The sequence below is a fragment of the Nocardia fodinahabitans genome (assembly GCF_052983615.1).
Map to the genome: position 1 here is coordinate 4,977,908 of NZ_JBRJJC010000001.1, position 16,759 is coordinate 4,994,666.

Consider the following 16,759-nt stretch of genomic DNA (forward strand, 5'->3'; position numbering starts at 1 on the left):
GGTGCTCAGTCCACCAGTGCGCGCAGGTACCGGCGACGGTAGCAGCGCTGGGCGAGCAGCAGGATCGGGAACACCGCGCGCCAGTAGCCCGCCTGCGCGGGCCTGGTCAGCGACCGCAGCGTGAGTACGACGGCGCCGTCGGGACGCCGCTGCACCACGAACGCCTCCTCGCCGGTCACCGGGTGGCCGGGCAGGGTGCCGTAGGCGAAGCCGCATCGGTCGTCGGTGTCGACCACCGCCACCACCCGGACCGGCTCGTGCACGACGATCGGGCCGAAGCCCGCCGTGATCCGGTAGTCGGCGCCGGTCGTCACCGGGGTGTCGGGCGCCACGCGAAAACCGCTGCGGCGCTTGATGCCCCAGTGCAGGATCGTCTCGGTCGCGGCGGTCCAGGCGTGGTCGCCGTGCCCGATCACCACCGATGTCTCGAACCGGCGGAACCCGGGGAGTTCCGTCGTCCAGGATTCCTCGGCGGGGCAGGTTGCCCCCGCCGGGTGATAGGTGAGTGCCTCGGGCATGGCCTCGACGATAGAGTTCGCCGCCCGCCGCCGTGGGGTTCAGGCGGTGGGCTGTGGGGTGCGCTGTGCTCGCTTCTCGGTGACCGGGATCGCGTACGCGGCGCCGTCGCGGATGCCGAATTCGAATCGGCACGGGAACAGGGAGGGTAGGCCGGTGGAGCGTAGGTCGTAGTTCGCCGCGAGGGTCTGCATCGCCCAGTTCCGCAGCGAATCCGGCAGCCGCAGGGTGGTGCCGTCGACGCAGGACACGTAGGCGTGTGTCTGCTCACCGTCGACGGGGAGCGGGTTGCGCAGACCGACCGCGCCGATTTCCAGAATTCGTCCGGCGTTATGGGCAGAAGCGACGCTCGGCAAATCCAACTCGATGTCGTCCATGCGGGAAACGGTAGCCCAGCAACTATTCAGGGAACACCGAAATCGAGTGCCCTTGACCAAACTTCGCAAAGTCACTCCGATCCGCCGGGCGGGGTCGGCCGTCCGGCGGATCGCAGGCGCGCTATCGCAGGGCGACCGCCGGGAAGTCGACCGGCACGCGCAGCGCCACGTTCACGTAGTTGGTGAACAGATTCAGTGCCACGTGCGCGATGAGTTCGACGAGCTCGGCGTCGGTCCAGCCCAGGGCGCGGGCCCGGTCGAAGTGCTCGTCGCCGACGTTTCCGCGCTGCTCGACCAGCTCCAGTGCGAGTCCGAGCAGTGCGGCGGTCTTGGGGTCGTCGGCGGCGCCGATCTGGGCCGAGGCCAACGCGGCGGCGGACAGTCCGGCCTTGCGGCCGAGGCCGGTGTGCGCGGCCAGGCAATATTCGCAACTGTTGCGATTGGCCACGGCTACCGCGATCAGTTCGGTCAGCGCCGGGCCGAAGGTGCCGTCGCCGAGTGCTTGGAACGATCCCCACATACTGCGCAGCGCCGCGGGCGAATTCGCCACCGCCCGGAACATGGCCGGGGTGGTGCCGAAAGCGCCGTCGATCTGATCGAGCAGCTCGCGAGTGCCGCCCGTGGTGTCGGTCCGGGCGATGAGCGAGACATGCGACATGGTGATTCCTCCGTGGTGCGAGGGGTGCCGCCGGGGGCCGACCGGCTCCGGCGGATGCCTGGGCATGTCTTCAGCTTCGTCGTCGAGCTCGGCTGAACGGGTACGAAAAGTCCGCAATGAGTACCGGATCGTCTAAGTTTGGGAGATGTCTTCGGTCGACCGGCTGTCACCTCTGCTCGAACAGTTCCGGGTGCGGGCACACGTGCTGCACACCGGACCGCTGTGCGGGGTCACGCGATTCGGCGCCGAGCAGGGGCGGGGGTTCCTGCACCTGATCCGCGCCGGACTGCTGACCGTCGAGCATCGTGATCCGCTCGGAGCGCCGCACCGGCTGGCGGTGACCGAGCCGAGCGTGCTGTTCTACCCCCGGCCGCTGGCGCACGTCTTCCACACCGACGCCCACGGTGATACCGATTTCGCCTGCGCCACGGTCGATTTCGACGGCGGGCCGGATCATCCGCTGGCCCGGGCGCTGCCTGCGGTGGTGGTCGTTCCGCTCGCGCGGGTCGACGGGCTCGATCAGGCGTTGGAGTTGTTGTTCGGCGAGATCGACCGGCATCGGTGCGGGCATCGGGTGCTCGCGGATCGCCTCTTCGAAGTGGTGCTCCTGCAACTGCTGCGCTGGCTGCTCGATCACCCGGGCGATGTCGCGATGCCGCCCGGCCTGCTCACCGGAATCGCCGATCCCCAGCTCGCCCCCACGCTGCTCGCCATGCACGAAGCGCCGGGCGACAATTGGACACTCGCGAGCATGGCTCGGCACGCCGCGATGTCGCGCAGCGCCTTCGCCGCCCGGTTCCGGGCAGTCCTCGGGCAGACGCCGCTGGACTACCTGACCGCATGGCGGCTCACGCTCGCCCAGCTGCGTCTGCAGACCGGTCACTCGGTGAAAGTCGTTGCCGCCGAGCTCGGTTACGCCAACAGTTCGGCCCTGTCCCGGGTCTTCACCCAGCGGGTCGGCAGGTCGCCGACGGCCTGGCTGGCCGAGCTGAGCGACTGACTACTGGATCGCGAAGCGCAGCAGTGCCTGGCGGTCGCCCTGCTTGATCTTGCCCTTGCGGTCGAGCACTTCCAGCTGCCAGACCGGGCCGTTGCGGAACGCCCTGGCGATGGCGTTGGCGTTCTCCTGGCCGAGCAGCGAGGGCCAGATATCGGCGACCGGCTGGCTGTCGGTGCCGGTGGCGTCGTAGATCTTGAACGAGACGTTGTTGGCCTTCTCGAACGAGGTGCCCTTCTTGAAGGCGGCGGCGACGAACACGATCGCGTCGATGCCGGACGGGACGTCGGCGAAGGTGACGTGCACGGTCTCGTCGTCGCCCGCGGCGGCGCCGGTCTGCTCGTCACCGGTGTGCACCACCGAACCGTTGCCCAGCGGATTCAGCGAATCCAGCCCGGCGAACCGGACGGGTTCGCCACCCTGCAGCAGGATGGCGATCAGATCCAGGTCGACACCCCGCTTGCGCCGCGCGATCCCGAGCAGGCCACCGCTGGATCCGGCCGACGGATCCCAGCTCACCCCCACACTCATCTTGGTGATGCCGGCGAGGTCGGCCGCGCCGTCTTCCTTCTTCAGCGTAATCACGATTCCAGGCTACGGACTCGCGGAGCGGGCTGCAGGGCAACAGAATTGACCCCGCGCCGCGTCACCCGGCGGCCGGTTCGGATTCCGGCTGCCGATCCACCGCGCGCCCGGCCGCGCGCAGCGCCACATTGGTGACGACGACGGCGACGGTGCCCGCCGCCGCGGTGGCGTACATGCCCGCACCGGCGAGCGCGCCCACCGCCGCCGCGCACCACAGCGTGGCCGCGGTATTCAGCCCACGGATATTGACCCCGTCCCGCAGGATCACCCCGGCCCCGAGAAACCCGATCCCGGAGACGATTTGCGCCGCCACCCGCGTCGGATCGGCATCACCACCGTGAAAACCATTGACGGACAGAAGAACGAACAACGCGGACCCCGCGGCGACGAGCGCATTTGTCCGCAGCCCGGCCATCCGGGCACGATACTGACGCTCGATCCCGATCAGCGCACCGAGACCGATTCCCGCACCGAGGCGGAGCAGCATTTCCAGAGTCGACATGACGACCACACCTTCCGGCGTGAGGCGGCGCCGCTACCGCACAGACGCGGAGGCGACCACCGTGTGAACGAGGGACAGCACAGCCCCAGGACTTCCGTCGGACACGACAACCACCTCCTCACACGACCCCCACGGTTCGCTGCCACTCGGCAGCCCTCGGGCCGTCGAGCAGTCAACTCCCGGCTCCGCGATCGCGCAACCCGTTTAGGGCGTGGATCACACTGCGGTCCCGGTCAGTGGGGGGATTCCGGGCGGGTGATGAGCAGGGGGCAGGTGGCGCCGTGGAGGACGGCTTGGGCGACCGAGCCGAGGGCGGCGTCGGCGAAACCGCCGCGGCCGTGACTGCCGACGACGATCAGCTGGGCGCCCGCGGCGGCGGTGAGGATCGCGCGCGCTGGGCGGTCCTCGACGGCGATGCGCTCGACGCGGACGTCGGGGTATTTCTCGCGGTAGCCGGCCAGGCTCGCGGAGAGTTCCGCTTCGGCTTCGGCGCGCATCGTCGGCCGCGATTCGTAGCGGAAGAACTCCGACCAGGCGTGCACCGCGATCACCCGGACACCGCGCCGGTTCGCCTCGTCGAAGGCCTGCGCGATCGCGTCCGCGCTGACGCCGGAACCGTCCACGCCGACGACCACCGCACCGGTGGTGACCGGCGATTCCGGCACCACCGCCACCGGGCACGCCGCGTGCCGGGCGATCGCGGTGCTGACCGAGCCGAGCAGGGTGCGCCGCAACGCGCCGAAGCCGCGGCTGCCGACGACCACCAGCCGGGCCCGTTCGCTGTGGTCTCGCAGTATCGCGCGCGCGTCCCCGATCTCGACGGTCGTGCCGACGGTGAGCTGATCGTGGTCGATGAGCGCCGCCGCCTCCGCGACCACCGATTCGCCGTGGGCGTAGAGCGCTTCGCCGTCGAAGAGCGGACCGCTGAGTCCGGGCCCGTAGTCGATCGGGACCTCGATGGCGGAGACCAGCTCCACCGGTGCTCGATGGTGGGCGGCGTACTCCGCGGCCCAGCGCACCGCCATCAGCGCCTGCGCCGAACCGTCGACACCGACGACGACCGGGCGGCAAGGATACTCGGGAAGGGACATGGCGGCCTCCTGTCCTCTCCACCGTGCGTCCGGGCCATCAGACCGGGACAGGGCCACAGGGCCTGGGCCGCAGGGACTTCGGTCCCTCAGTCCAGCGGCGCCGACCAGCGCAGGAGCGTGCCACCCTGGGCGCGCGCGGTCGCGGCGAAGACACCGCCCGCGTCCGCGGCCCTGGCAGCCAGATTGGCGAGCCCGCTGCGCCGGGTCACCTCGGGCGCGATACCGATGCCGTCGTCGGCGACCTCGATCGTCACCTCGTCGCGCACAACGAGTTCCACCGCGACCGTGCTCGCCTTCGCGTGCCGCACGACGTTGCTCACCGCCTCGCGCAACACCGCCTCGACGTGATCGGACAGCGGCGGCTCGAGCACGGTGACCGGTCCGGCCAGCCGGACCGTCGTGCGCAGCCCGGTCTCGTCGGTCATCTCGGTGATGATGTGGTGCAGGCGTTTCCGGTACTGCGAGGAGTCGGTGGTGGTGTTGGACTGCAGGTCGAAGATGGAGTAGCGGATGTCCTGCACGATCGCCTGGATGTCGTCGATGGTCTCGTCGAGGCGGGTCCGCACCTCCGGTGTCCTGACCCGCTGCAGCGTGCCCTGCAGCGACAGGCCGACCGCGAACAGCCGCTGGATGACGTGATCGTGCAGCCCGCGGGCGATGCGGTCACGGTCGGCGTACACATCCAGATCGCGCATCCGGCGCTGGGTCGCGGCCAGCTGCAAGGCCACCGCCGCCTGGTCGGCGTAGGTGGTCATCAAGGACTGGTCCGCCTCGCTCGGCGGCGTGGCCCCGGCCGGGAGCACGGTGGTCAGTACGCCGGTGACCAGTCCGTTCGCTCGCAGCGGCAGGATGAGGACCGGCCCGAAGTCGGCGATCGAGACGAAGACCGCATCATGGTCGGGGGCATCGGAGGTGACCGGCCTGCCCGACCGGAACGCCGCCGCTACCGGTGAACTCGCCGTCAGCGGAACGGATCTGCCGACCAGGACGCCGGCGTCGGCACCCGCCGCCGCGACCACCACCAATTCGGTGATCTCCGCGTGCGGAACATCGGGGTCCTCGGGCAGCGCCAGGAACGTGCACGCCGAATTCGTCAGGGAGCGGCCGCGTTCGGCGATCAGCTCGAGGACGTCCTCGGACGGGCTGCCCGCCAGCAGCTCGGTGGCGACATCCCGGATCGCTTCCAGCCATTGCTGGCGCACCCGCGACTGCTCGTAGAGGCGGGCATTCTCGATCGCGATGCCGGCGGCGGCGGCCAGTGCCCGCACCACGACCTCGTCGTCCTCGGTGAACTCGAGACCGTCGGCCTTCTCGGTGAGATAGAGGTTGCCGAACACCTCGTCGCGCACCTGGACCGGAACGCCGAGGAAAGTCCGCATCGGTGGATGGTTGTCCGGGAACCCGACCGAGGACGGGTGGTCGGAGAGATTGGTCAGCCGAATCGGTTTCGGCTCGGCGATGAGCAGCCCGAGGACGCCGTGCCCGCGCGGCAGGTCGCCGATCATCACCCGGGTGCGGTCGTCGATGCCCTCGTAGACGAATTCGGCGAGCTGGTTGCTGGTCTTGTCGGTCTCACGTACGCCGAGCGCGCCGTAGCGGGCGTCGACGAGTTCGATCGCGGTGTGCACTATGGTGCGCAGGGTGTTGTCCAGATCCAGGCCCGCGGTGATGACGAGCATGGCCTCCATCAGCCGGTCCATCCGGTCACGGACGTCGACGATCTGGGTGATCCGGTCCTGTACCTCGGCCAGCAGTTCACGTAGACGCAGCTGGGACAGGGTCTCGGTGACCGGAGGCCGGCCCGCAGCCGCCGATTCGTTGTCCATGCGGGGCATTCTTCCACGGTTCGGCGAGCATCGGCCGACGTCGTCCCGCTGCCGGCCGCACCGGGTAGATCAGCTCCCGGCGCCGGCGTGAGCGAGAACTCACGTCCCGATCCGGTGACGTCGCCGCCGCGCGCGGATGCGACGGCGCACAATATCCGCACTGTGTTGGAGCGCATACTGCCCGGCCTGCGGCAGTTCCGGAACTATCGGCGCGCGTGGCTGCGTTCGGACGTGGTCGCGGGTGTGACGGTCGCCGCCTATCTGATCCCCCAGGTGATGGCCTACGCGACGGTCGCCGGGTTGCCGCCGGTGGTCGGGCTCTGGGCCACGATCGCGCCGCTGGCGGTGTACGCGCTGCTGGCGACCTCGCGGCAGCTCTCGGTGGGCCCCGAGTCGACGACGGCGCTGCTGACCGCGGTCGCGCTGGCGCCACTGGCCGCGGGCGACCCGGGCCGCTACGCCGCGCTTGCCGCGCTGCTCGCCCTACTGGTCGGGGTGTTGTGCCTGGTGGGCGCGGTGGCGCGGCTGGGAGTGCTGGCCGATCTGCTGTCGCGGCCGGTGCTGATCGGCTATCTGGCGGGCACCGCCGGGCTGATGATCGCCGGTCAGCTGGGACGGGTCACCGGCGTGCCGGTGGACGGCACCACGGTGATCGAGCAGGTGCGCTCGTTCGCGGCCAACATCACCCAGTGGCATCCGGCGACGGCCCTCCTGTCCGGTGCCGTCCTGGCGGCCCTGCTGGTCCTGGCCAGGTGGGCGCCGCGGGCGCCGGGCCCACTGCTCGCGGTGCTGGCCGCGACGGTGGCGGTCGCGGTGTTCTCGTTGCAGGACTTCGGCATCGAGGTGGTGGGGGAGGTGCCCGCCGGTCTGCCGACGCCGGGGCTGCCCGCCATCGCGTTCGCCGATATCGCGGCCCTGGTGCTGCCCGCCGCGGGCATCGCCGTCGTCGGCTTCTCCGACAACACGCTGACCGCGCGGGCTTTCGCCGCCCGGCACGGTGACCACATCCAGGCCAATTCCGAGCTCGCCGCCCTCGGCGCGACGAACGTGGCGACCGCGTTCACCCACGGATTCCCGGTGAGCTGTAGCGGCAGCCGCACCACCATCGCCGACCTGATGGGCGCCCGCACCCAGCTCTACGCCCTGGTCACGCTCGCCGCGGTGCTGACCGTGCTGTTCGGCGCCACCGGGGTGCTGGCCGAGTTCCCGCTCGCGGCGCTGGGCGCGCTGGTCGTCTACGCGGCACTGCGGCTGATCGACGTGCGGGAGTTCCGCCGGATCGCCCGATTCCGGCGCAGCGAGCTGGTCCTCGCGCTCGGCACCGTCGTCGCGGTGCTGGTGTTCGGTGTCCTCTACGGCGTGCTCGTCGCGATCGCGCTGTCGGTGTTCGACCTGCTGCGCCGCATCGCCCGCGGGCACGACGCCATCCTCGGCTTCGTCCCCGACCTCGCGGGCATGCACGACGTGGACGACTACCCCGCCGCGAAACCCCTTGCCGGACTCGTGGTCTACCGCTACGACGCGCCCCTGTGCTTCGCCAATGCCGAAGACTTCCGCAAACGCGCCCTGGCCGCCGTCGACTGGTGGACCGAGCGCAGCGGCGAACCGGTGCGCTGGTTCGTGCTCAACGCCGAAGCCAATGTCGAGGTCGATCTCACCGCTCTCGACGCCGTGGACCAGGTCCGTGCCGAGTTGGCTTCGCGTGGTGTGGTGTTCGCGATGGCGCGGGTCAAACAGGATCTGCGTGACGATCTGGACGCGTCCGGCCTCACCGAACGCATCGGCACCGACCGCCTGTTTCCCACCCTGCCGACCGCGGTCGCGGCCTTCCGGAAAGCCACGTAGCCGTTCACTTCTCGGTGAGCACCTCGGTCAGCGGTCGACGCGGGGTAGGCGGGGGCTGCTCGCCGGCGGGGGCGATGCCGATCCGGACGACGACCTGCGGCACGCCTGGCTGCCCGGCCATCCCGGCCAGCAGCCGCCGGTTCGCGCCGAGTTCCGTGATATGGGTCAGCGCGCAGGTCGACAGGCCCGACGCGGTGCACTCGAGGAGCGTCGCCGAGAGCGCCTCGCCCGCCCGCAGCCAGTCCAGGGGCGATTCCGCGTCGGTGGACAGCACCGCGAGGCGGGCGTGATCGTCGTCGAGGTCGCCGCGTCGCGCGGACCGTCTCGGTGTCGGGAACGCGCGCGCGACGCCCACCCGGGCGCGCTCGGATTCCGAGGCCAGCGCCGTGGGTGGCACACCGGCGGATTGTTCGGAATGTCCTGCCCACCAGCGTAGTTCGGCCTGGTATTGCATGTCGTAGTGGCGCAGCGCGCCCGCTCGCTCGGACGCGGTGGTCAACCGGGGATGCGTGTCCTCCGGGAGCAGGTCCACGTCGAGATCGTACGGAGCGACGAGTGCCCCGATGGTGGACATGACCGAGGACAAGCCGATCGGCGCCGCCATCGGCAGCCGGTCGGTAAAGCGGCGGTCGATCGCTTCGGCGCGGCGCAGTTCGCCGATCGGCGGATCGGGCCACGGCTGGAACTCGATGCGGGCCAGCAGGTCCGGGCGGTCGGGATCGGGTAGCCGGGTGACGTCGGTGTGCCAGTGGGCAGCGGCGAACGCGGTCCGTACGTGGTGCAGCACAGCCCCGCAGCTCATCACGGCCTGTCGTCCGGTCGGGTCCGCCGCCGTCAGCTGGCGGGTGGTGTCGCGGAACAGCTCCAGCGCGGCGCCGTCGAACACCCAGTGCCACGGCTGGGTGTTGTGCACCGACGGCGCTCGGCACCCGAGCCGGATCGCCGCGCGCACCGTGGGGTGGTCGGGGATCGTGGGAACCGGCTGCTCGGTCATGTCATCCAGCTTGGTCCGCGATCCGAACGGCCGATACGGCCGTTGCGCACTGTCGCCGGGGACCGAAGTCACTCATCGGCTCAGGTGGGCGGGGTCGACAGGTTGCGGCTGGCGCGGCGCTCGACCAGCAGCGGGACGAAGTCGCGGACGTGCACATCGGCGAATCGATCGTAGGCCGTGTGGACGGTGTCGGCGATGAATTCGGGGGCGATGCTGGGATATCGCTGTGTGAGGCGGACGACGACATCGTCGATCTGCTGCGCTTCATCGGTGGTCATGAGTCAATGGTCAGCGTGGGTCGACCGGGGGTCAATCGGTTGGCGGACATCGTTTGCCAGATGTTGCCGAGCCGTGGTGATCGACACGGGTGACCGCGGAGGTGATCCGGTGTGCGGGGACCGTCGTCGGCGGACGATACTGGTCACCGGGCGATCGCCGATGTGTCGTCCCGGCCACGGCCGGGACCCGTGATGTCGCCATGTCGCCTGGATCCGCGCAGCATGTCATCCGAAGATCGCCGCGAGAGGTAGACCGATCATGAGCAGAATCCGACCGAGTACCGCCGTCGCGCTGGCCGCCGGCCTGAGCGCCTGCGTGCTCACCGCCGCGCCCGCCCTGGCCGCCGAGACTCCGACCGTGGTGCTGGTGCACGGCGCGTTCGCCGACACCACCAGCTGGGACGGTGTCGCCGCTGCCCTGCGCGCCGACGGCTATCGCGTGGTCGTGCCGGACAACCCGCTGCGCGGCCCGGCCAACGACGCGGCGGCCGTCGAACGTGCCATCGCCGGGATCGACGGGCCGATCGTGCTGGTCGGCCACTCCTACGGCGGCGCGGTGATCACCAATGTCGACGATCCCGACGTGACCGCCCTGGTCTACATCGCGGCCTTCGCCCCGGTGCAGGGCGAGCCGACCCAGCTCCTGCTCGACCCGATCCGCTTCCCCGGCAGCCAGTTGCAGCCCCCGGTCCTGCAACTCGAACTGGTCGACGACAGCCAGGGCCTCGCGGGCAAGAACCTCGACGGCTACGTCGATCCCGCGTCGTTCCACCAGGTGTTCGCCCAGGACGTCGACGACGCGACCGCCGCCGACATGATCGCCCACCAGCGCTCGATCGCCGTCGCCGCCAATCTCGAGCTGTCCGGTCCCGCCGCCTGGCAGCACCTGCCGAGCTGGTACCTGGTCTCGGGCGCGGATCGGGTCATCCCGCCCGCGTCCCAGCGCTTCATGGCCGACCGGATCGGCGCCACCACCAGCGAGATTCCCGCCTCGCATGCCTCCCTCGTCGCGCAGCCACAGGCCGTGGCCGAGGTCATCGAGCGCGCCGCCGCGAGCTGACCCGCCGATGCCCGCACGGCAGCGTCAGGCGGCCATGGCCCGTCGGCGGGGTTCGACAGCTGCGGCGACGTCACCACGCTGGTGATCACCATCGCGATCAGCAGCCCGGCGATCAGCAGCGCGCTCGGCAGCGCCGAGGGCAGCCGCAGCAGCGGATCGGCGCCGTGGGACAGGGCGTAGGCGCCGTGGCCGAGCAGCCAGCGGGCTGGGACATCACGGATCTCCTTGGTGTGGGCGGGCGGATCAGGCGACGACGACGACTTTGCCGACGACCGTGCGGGACTCGGCGAGTTCCATGGCACGGGCGGCCTCGGTGAGCGGGATGCGGGCGGCGACCTGGGCGCGCAGGTCGCCGCGCACGGCGAGCGCGAAGACCTGGCTCAGGTCCTCGGCGATACGGGCACGGAAGCCGGCGCGGTCGCGCTTGCCCGCCCACAGGTTGAAGAAGTGCGCATGGCGCTTGTTGGGCACCGCGTTCCACAGCATCAGCCGCGCGAACAGCTTCAGCACCGGCAACCGGGAATTGCCTGCGTCGTTCTTGGTCGCCGCGGTGCCGTAGGAGACCAGCGTGCCGTGCGTCGCGAGTAGCGCGAACGAGACGGCGATCCCGGGGCCGCCGACATGGTCGAAGACGGCGTCGACCCCGGCGGGGGCGAGCGCCCGAACCTGCTGTGCCACCTCGCCGCGGTAGTCCACCCAGGTCGCGCCGAGCGCGCGCACGGCTTCGGCATGACGGGCCGAGGCCGTCCCGATGACGTGAATTCCGTTGGCGCGGGCCAACTGCACCAGCGTCGAGCCGACACCGCCGTTGGCGCCGTGCACCAGGATCGTCTGCCCGGCGCGGACCTTCGCGGTCCGGAACAGCATCTGCCAGGCGGTGATCCCGTTGACGACGAAGGTCTCCGCCTCGGCGGCGTCGAGGGTGGCGGGCACCGGCACCAGGTCGGCCGCGTCGAGTACGGCGTGGCTGGCCCAGCCGCCGATCTTGGTGAGCGCGGCGACCCGCGTGCCGAGCAGGGCCGGGTCGACGTCGGCCCCGATCGCGGTGACGGTCCCGACCAGGTCGTAGCCCGGCACGAACGGGAACGCCGGCTGGTCGTAGTACTTGCCGCGCCGCATCTGCTGCTCGGCGAAGGACACGCCACTCGCCTCGACGCGGACGAGTGCCTGCCCGGCGGCGGGCGCGGGCAGTTCGCGCCGGGTGACCAGCAGTCCCTCGGGTTCGACGCGGCCGGGCAGAACGATTTCGGTGGCGATGATGGACATGGCGATACTCCTAGTGTGTGACTGGTCAATCACTCGATGGGTCGAAAAAATGCCCCGCGAGGGGCATCGGCGGTTCAGTGGGGCTTCGGGTGGCGGATGCCCGCGGTGACGATCTGAGCCCAGGGACTGTTGTCGCCGTCGAGGCCGAGGGTGGTGATCAGGTGGCAGAGCTGACCGAAGGCGATGAAGCGCTGGACGAATTCGTCCGCGGCACCCGAGCGTTGTTTGGCGAGCTCGGTCACCCGGGCCAGTCCGTCGCGCAGCGCGGCGCCGATCTCCGGCACGTCCGCCACCGATTGGGCGTGGACCTGCAGCATGAGCAGGCTCTTGTCGCCGATGAGCTCGGCGTAGGCGCCGCCCATGTCGTAGAGGATCTGCTCGGGGCTCTCGCCGGTGGACCTGGCCGCGCCGCTGGACATGGCCGCCACGATCCGGTCGAAGCACCGCTCGAGCGCCGCGGCGAACAGGGCGACCTTGCCGGGGAACAGCTTGAACACGTACGCCGGTGAGATCTGAGCCGTCGCCGCCACCGTGCTGATCGGCGTGCCGTGATAACCGGTCCTGGCGAACTCGATGATCGCGGCATCGACCACGGCATCGCGCCGCACGTCCGATTTCGAGAGAGTGGCTCCGCTCCTGCTCATGTGAGTGACTGTACACTCACTCTTTCGGGAGGGGCAACACGAACGGTGAGGTGCCGCGGTCCGGCGGAGGTCTCGGCCGCTGGGCGCATGATGGTGGGGCGGGGTTAGCGAGCGATGGACGGGTAGCCGCCTCGGTGGGCCCGGCCCGACTTCCCAGGAGGACCGATGGCCGACGATTCCGAACCATGGACGCGGGATCGCGGCGAGGTGCTGCGCGTCGACGGTCCTGTCGGCGCCTCGGCGGCAGCTACGCATCTGGTGGTCGGCTACGACCGGCATCGGGCCGGTGCGGTCGCCCTCGGAGTCGCGATCGGCCTGGCCACCCAGCTCGACGCCCACCTGCACGTCGTCCACGTCATCGACGCCGACGATGTGCCCGACGACCCCGATGCGGCGGATTGGGACCGGGCCGTGGCCGAGATCGTCGACCGCGAACGTGCCGCCGCCTGCGCCCGGCTCGCCGAACTACCCGACAACTGGACCTATTACGCGCGCCGCGGCAACCCGGCGCATGTGCTGGACTCCCTCGCCGAGACCTGCGACGCGTCGATGATCGTGATCGGCGCACCCCGGCACGGGCTGCAGTCGCTCGTCGAGCGCCTGCTCGGCGAGTCGGTCTCCACCCGGCTGGTCCGCCACGCCCACCGCCCGGTGCTGCTGGTCCCGGCAGGCCCCGGCGGCGGAAATCAGGCCCCGGCCGCCTCGCGCTCGACCTGAGCGATCGCTTCGGTCTTGATGCGCTCGAACTGCTCGCCCATCCTGGCCGCGAGGGCGGTGGCCGCCGAGAGCGGGCGCACCATCACCATGAACTCGTCGATGCGGCCGTCGTCGTCGAAGTGCAGGAAGTCGCAGCCGGTGAGCTGCTTGCCGTCGACACTCGCCTCGAAGACGAGCGCGTGGTCGCGACCGTCGCCGATCTCCCGGACGTAGCGGAAATCCTCGAACACCCGGATCACCGCCCGCAGGATCGCCGCGGTGATGGCCTTGCCCGGGTACGGCTGGAAGGCGACCGGGCTGGTGAACACCACATCATCAGCCAGCAAGGCTTCGATCGCGTCGGTGTCGCGCGCTTCGACCGCGGCTCGGAAAGGATGCATGTCCACACCTCGATTACTCACTTTGTTGACTAGGTTCCCGGAACGGTAGTCCCACGTGCCTGGTGATGTCCAGGGTCGATCAGTCACCGAGTTGTCTATTTCCGGTGATAACCTCGGCCCATGGCACTGCGTAACGCGATCCTGGCCGCCCTGCTCGACGGCGAGGCGTCCGGCTACGACCTCGCCAAGATCTTCGATGCCTCGGTCGCCAATTTCTGGATCGCGACGCCCCAGCAGCTCTACCGCGAGCTGGACCGGCTGGCGGCCGACGGACTGGTCGACACCAGGGTCGTCGAGCAGGAACGCAGGCCCAACAAACGCCTGCACTCCCTCACCGCCGCCGGACGCGCCGCGCTGCGGGAGTTCGTCGCGAGCGACGCCAAGCCGACCGCGATCCGCGACGAGCTGATGGTCAAGGTGCAGGGCATGGAGACCGCGGACGCGCCTGCCGTGCGTGCCGCGGTCACCGAGAAGCGGGAATGGTCGATCGCCAAACTCGCCCGCTACGAACGATTGCGCACCCGCCTGCTCGCGGGCCGCACCGAACAGGCGTACCTGGAAGAAGCCGAGCGCGTCGGCCCCTATCTGACGTTGATGCGCGGCATCTCCTTCGAGCAGGAGAACATCCGCTGGGCCGACTTCGCGCTGGCCGTCATCGACCGCCGCCTCGCCGCGCACGCCAGGTCCTGACGCAGCGCACTTCAGGTGTCACGCAGTGCGATTCGACGTTGTTCGGCTCGGTGGACGAGGGTTTCGGCGATGCGCTGCCAGGCCGGGGACGCCTCGGCTACGTGGGCGGTGACGTGCCCGCGGCCCGCAGCCGGTCTGCCAGCGCGTGACAGCGCGCCGCCAGGTCCGGCGGGTCGAGGACCTCGAAATCGTGGCCGAGCAGCAGGATCCGCACCAACAGGACGTCGAGATCGGCGGCACCGCTGAGGATTTCGCACGATGTCCGGTCGTGCTCCCGGACGACGGCGGTCGAGCCGGGGAGCTGGGTTCGGACCGTGTCGGCGGTGGCGTGGACGCGGAAGCGCGCCTGCTTCGCGTAGACCCGGCTCGCCACGCCCTCCTGTACGTAGGTCGCCGCGTCCGGCGCGGGGCGCGGACGGAACCGCCAGGTGCGCGCGGCGACCTCGGTCATCCGGTCGACGCGAAAGCTGCGCCAGCCGGCGCGATCGAGGTCGTAGGCGAACAGATACCAGCGCCGATCCGAGGCGACCAGGCGATAGGGCTCCACCCGCCTGCGCCGCGTCGCGCCCGAGGACGGATAGTCGAACCCCGCCTCGACTTCGTCGCGACAGGCCCTGGCCAGGGTGATCAGCGCTGCCGGGTCGACCGGCGTGTGCCCGGTCCCGAACGACTCCACCGACCCGGTCAGCGCCCGCACCTCGTGCCGGAGCCGGGTCGGCAGCACCCGGTCGAGCTTGGTCAGCGCCCGCAGCGCACCGTCACCGGTCACCGCCCCGCCCGCGCCGACGAGCAGGGAGACCGCGGTGGCGATCGCCTCCTGATCGTCGAGCAGCAGCGGTGGCAGATCCTGGCCGGGACCGAGCTGATACCCGCCGCCCACGCCGTGCCCGGCCCGCACCGGATAGCCGAGGGCGCGCAGTCGCTCGATATCGCGCCGGACCGTGCGCGTCGTGATCCCCAGCCGTTCGGCCAGCTCGGGTCCGGTCCACACCTGACGCTGCTGGAGCAGCCCGAGCAGGGTGAGCACCCGCTCGGTCTGCCCCCGTTCCTGGTCCGCGGTCGTCATCTCGTCAGCCTGTCCGACAAAGCGGACCTGATCTGTCCGCTATTACTGCCAGAGTAGGCGTAGGGAATCAGCCGAACGAAAGGGAGCAACCCGATGAGCCGCCATCTCCAGATCACCTTCGACGCCGCCGACCCGAAGGCGCTGTCGACCTTCTGGCGCGAGGTCCTCGGCTATGTGCACCCCGGACCGCCCGGTGTCGAGCTGCCCGAAGGTGCGGATCCACTCGCCGCCTGGGACGAATTCCTCGCCCGGATCGGCGTGCCGGCGGATCAGCGCAACACCCGCTCGGCGATCGAGGACCCCGAAGGGCACGGTCCGCGCGTGTTCTTCCAGCAGGTGCCGGAGGGTAAGACCGCCAAGAACCGCGTCCACCTCGATGTCCGCGTGGCGCCAGGGCTCCAGGGCGACGAGCGGATGGCCGCCTTGGAAGCCGAGTGTGAGCGACTCGTCGCGCTGGGTGCCACCCGGCTGCGCCGCTTCGAGCCCGAGCCCCCGATGAGCTTCGGATTCATCGTGATGGCAGACCCCGAAGGCAACGAATTCTGCCTCGACTGACCGGAGCCGACTGTCCGGGCCGACGCGGCCCGGCGGTGGGTCAGTGGCTGATGATCGGCACGAGATAGGTGCGCGCGAACGCGTCGAGTTCGTCGTCGGTCCGCAGCGGGAGCAGACCGGTCGGTGCCAGGATCAGCGAGTGCACCACGCGGCACAGCACCTCGGCGCGGGCCAGCAGGTCCGGTGTCTCGGCCAGCAGCCCGGCCGTGATCGCCTCCCGGAGCATGGACTCGGTGGTCAGGATCGACATCGTGAACGTCGACGCGCTGTCGGTGGTGAGGTGCGGCATCACCCGATCCGGCTCCAGGACCAGCAGCCGCTGCACCAGCGGGTGCGTACGCCACCGGCCGACGACCGTCACGAGGATGTCCGCGACGAGATCGTCGAGGTTGTCGTGCTTGCCCGGCAGGCTCCGCAGGTCGGCGAGTACCCGCGCGACCTCCCGGGCGACTACCGCGGTGACCACGTCGTCGCGGGAGCCGACCCGGCGATACACGGTCGCCCGGTCGACGCCGGCCTGGCGGGCGATGTCCTCGACCGTCGTCTTCTTGACGCCCACCTGCTCGAACTGGACCAGGGCCGCGTCCAGGATGCGGGCCGCCGCGGAATCGTCGGTTTCGGGTGTGTTCGTCGAGGTGGGGGACGCCGCGGTCATATCGACCACGGTAGCAACCGCGCGCCCGATGCAACATATCCACACAATTTGTTGCTG

Annotated in this window: 19 protein-coding genes and 1 pseudogene; 6 read left to right on the forward strand and 14 right to left on the reverse strand. The window is 70.3% G+C overall.

Translation table 11 applies throughout. From position 1 onward, the window contains the following. Window positions 1-5: 5 nt before the first annotated feature. The 3 genes from NV348_RS23105 to NV348_RS23115 all read right to left on the reverse strand — a co-directional run bounded on the left by NV348_RS23105 (window position 6) and on the right by NV348_RS23115 (window position 1,551). Window positions 6-518 (reverse strand): DUF1990 domain-containing protein, encoded by a 513-nt coding sequence (locus NV348_RS23105; RefSeq protein WP_447148770.1) that lies wholly within the window; start codon window positions 516-518, stop codon window positions 6-8. Window positions 519-557: 39 nt separating this feature from the next. Further along, window positions 558-893, reverse strand: a complete 336-nt coding sequence (locus NV348_RS23110) for a hypothetical protein (protein WP_447148771.1) — start codon at window positions 891-893, stop codon at window positions 558-560. 121 nt (window positions 894-1,014) lie between these two features. Then, complete coding sequence (locus NV348_RS23115; protein ID WP_447148772.1) at window positions 1,015-1,551, reverse strand: carboxymuconolactone decarboxylase family protein; 537 nt, start codon at window positions 1,549-1,551, stop codon at window positions 1,015-1,017. Between the two features lie 145 nt (window positions 1,552-1,696). On the opposite strand from NV348_RS23115, the gene NV348_RS23120 reads away from it, so the two are divergent. Then, entirely contained in the window at window positions 1,697-2,551 is an 855-nt protein-coding gene (locus tag NV348_RS23120) for an AraC family transcriptional regulator (protein WP_447148773.1), read from the forward strand. On the opposite strand, the gene NV348_RS23125 is transcribed toward NV348_RS23120, so the two are convergent. From NV348_RS23125 to NV348_RS23140, 4 genes and pseudogenes are all read right to left on the reverse strand, one after another. Next, the gene (locus tag NV348_RS23125; protein WP_447148774.1) at window positions 2,552-3,133 is read right to left on the reverse strand and encodes a TerD family protein; all 582 of its coding nucleotides are present in this window, start codon (window positions 3,131-3,133) and stop codon (window positions 2,552-2,554) included. 67 nt (window positions 3,134-3,200) lie between these two features. Then, window positions 3,201-3,635: pseudogene (locus NV348_RS23130) on the reverse strand (MgtC/SapB family protein); the annotation flags it as partial. 233 nt (window positions 3,636-3,868) lie between these two features. Further along, a complete protein-coding gene (locus tag NV348_RS23135) occupies window positions 3,869-4,726 on the reverse strand; it encodes a universal stress protein (protein ID WP_447148775.1) in 858 nt (285 codons plus the stop codon). A gap of 86 nt (window positions 4,727-4,812) precedes the next feature. Next, the gene (locus NV348_RS23140; RefSeq protein WP_447148776.1) at window positions 4,813-6,552 is read right to left on the reverse strand and encodes a GAF domain-containing sensor histidine kinase; all 1,740 of its coding nucleotides are present in this window, start codon (window positions 6,550-6,552) and stop codon (window positions 4,813-4,815) included. 162 nt (window positions 6,553-6,714) lie between these two features. Here NV348_RS23140 and NV348_RS23145 point away from each other — a divergent pair, with 162 nt between their 5' ends. Then, window positions 6,715-8,397 carry a SulP family inorganic anion transporter gene (locus NV348_RS23145; RefSeq protein WP_447148777.1) on the forward strand — a complete coding sequence of 561 codons (1,683 nt, stop codon included), beginning with the start codon at window positions 6,715-6,717 and terminating at the stop codon, window positions 8,395-8,397. A gap of 4 nt (window positions 8,398-8,401) precedes the next feature. Here the strand turns inward: NV348_RS23145 and NV348_RS23150 are convergent, their stop codons facing one another. Together NV348_RS23150 and NV348_RS23155 are read right to left on the reverse strand one after the other, a co-directional pair. Next, complete coding sequence (locus NV348_RS23150) at window positions 8,402-9,391, reverse strand: Acg family FMN-binding oxidoreductase (protein WP_447148778.1); 990 nt, start codon at window positions 9,389-9,391, stop codon at window positions 8,402-8,404. A gap of 80 nt (window positions 9,392-9,471) precedes the next feature. After that, window positions 9,472-9,669, reverse strand: coding sequence for a three-helix bundle dimerization domain-containing protein (locus tag NV348_RS23155; RefSeq protein ID WP_447148779.1), 198 nt, complete (start codon window positions 9,667-9,669; stop codon window positions 9,472-9,474). 259 nt (window positions 9,670-9,928) lie between these two features. Here NV348_RS23155 and NV348_RS23160 point away from each other — a divergent pair, with 259 nt between their 5' ends. Beyond that, window positions 9,929-10,729, forward strand: coding sequence for an alpha/beta fold hydrolase (locus NV348_RS23160; protein WP_447148780.1), 801 nt, complete (start codon window positions 9,929-9,931; stop codon window positions 10,727-10,729). 243 nt (window positions 10,730-10,972) lie between these two features. On the opposite strand, the gene NV348_RS23165 is transcribed toward NV348_RS23160, so the two are convergent. Together NV348_RS23165 and NV348_RS23170 are read right to left on the reverse strand one after the other, a co-directional pair. Beyond that, window positions 10,973-11,995 (reverse strand): medium chain dehydrogenase/reductase family protein, encoded by a 1,023-nt coding sequence (locus tag NV348_RS23165; RefSeq protein WP_447148781.1) that lies wholly within the window; start codon window positions 11,993-11,995, stop codon window positions 10,973-10,975. 74 nt (window positions 11,996-12,069) lie between these two features. Next, window positions 12,070-12,639 carry a TetR/AcrR family transcriptional regulator gene (locus NV348_RS23170; protein WP_447148782.1) on the reverse strand — a complete coding sequence of 190 codons (570 nt, stop codon included), beginning with the start codon at window positions 12,637-12,639 and terminating at the stop codon, window positions 12,070-12,072. Between the two features lie 165 nt (window positions 12,640-12,804). Between NV348_RS23170 and NV348_RS23175 the strand changes: the two genes are divergently transcribed. After that, window positions 12,805-13,356, forward strand: coding sequence for a universal stress protein (locus NV348_RS23175; protein WP_447148783.1), 552 nt, complete (start codon window positions 12,805-12,807; stop codon window positions 13,354-13,356). Here the strand turns inward: NV348_RS23175 and NV348_RS23180 are convergent. Further along, window positions 13,326-13,736, reverse strand: a complete 411-nt coding sequence (locus NV348_RS23180) for a nuclear transport factor 2 family protein (RefSeq protein WP_447148784.1) — start codon at window positions 13,734-13,736, stop codon at window positions 13,326-13,328. The two genes, NV348_RS23175 and NV348_RS23180, sit on opposite strands and share 31 nt — an antisense overlap. A 120-nt stretch (window positions 13,737-13,856) precedes the next feature. Here NV348_RS23180 and NV348_RS23185 point away from each other — a divergent pair, with 120 nt between their 5' ends. Further along, entirely contained in the window at window positions 13,857-14,426 is a 570-nt protein-coding gene (locus tag NV348_RS23185) for a PadR family transcriptional regulator (protein WP_447148785.1), read from the forward strand. A 97-nt stretch (window positions 14,427-14,523) separates the two neighbouring features. On the opposite strand, the gene NV348_RS23190 is transcribed toward NV348_RS23185, so the two are convergent. After that, the gene (locus NV348_RS23190; protein ID WP_447148786.1) at window positions 14,524-15,492 is read right to left on the reverse strand and encodes a helix-turn-helix transcriptional regulator; all 969 of its coding nucleotides are present in this window, start codon (window positions 15,490-15,492) and stop codon (window positions 14,524-14,526) included. A 93-nt stretch (window positions 15,493-15,585) separates the two neighbouring features. Here NV348_RS23190 and NV348_RS23195 point away from each other — a divergent pair, with 93 nt between their 5' ends. After that, on the forward strand, window positions 15,586-16,047 hold the full coding sequence (locus tag NV348_RS23195) for a VOC family protein (RefSeq protein ID WP_447148787.1): 462 nt from the start codon (window positions 15,586-15,588) through the stop codon (window positions 16,045-16,047). Window positions 16,048-16,087: 40 nt separating this feature from the next. On the opposite strand, the gene NV348_RS23200 is transcribed toward NV348_RS23195, so the two are convergent. After that, window positions 16,088-16,702, reverse strand: a complete 615-nt coding sequence (locus NV348_RS23200; protein ID WP_447148788.1) for a TetR/AcrR family transcriptional regulator — start codon at window positions 16,700-16,702, stop codon at window positions 16,088-16,090. Window positions 16,703-16,759 lie beyond the last annotated feature (57 nt).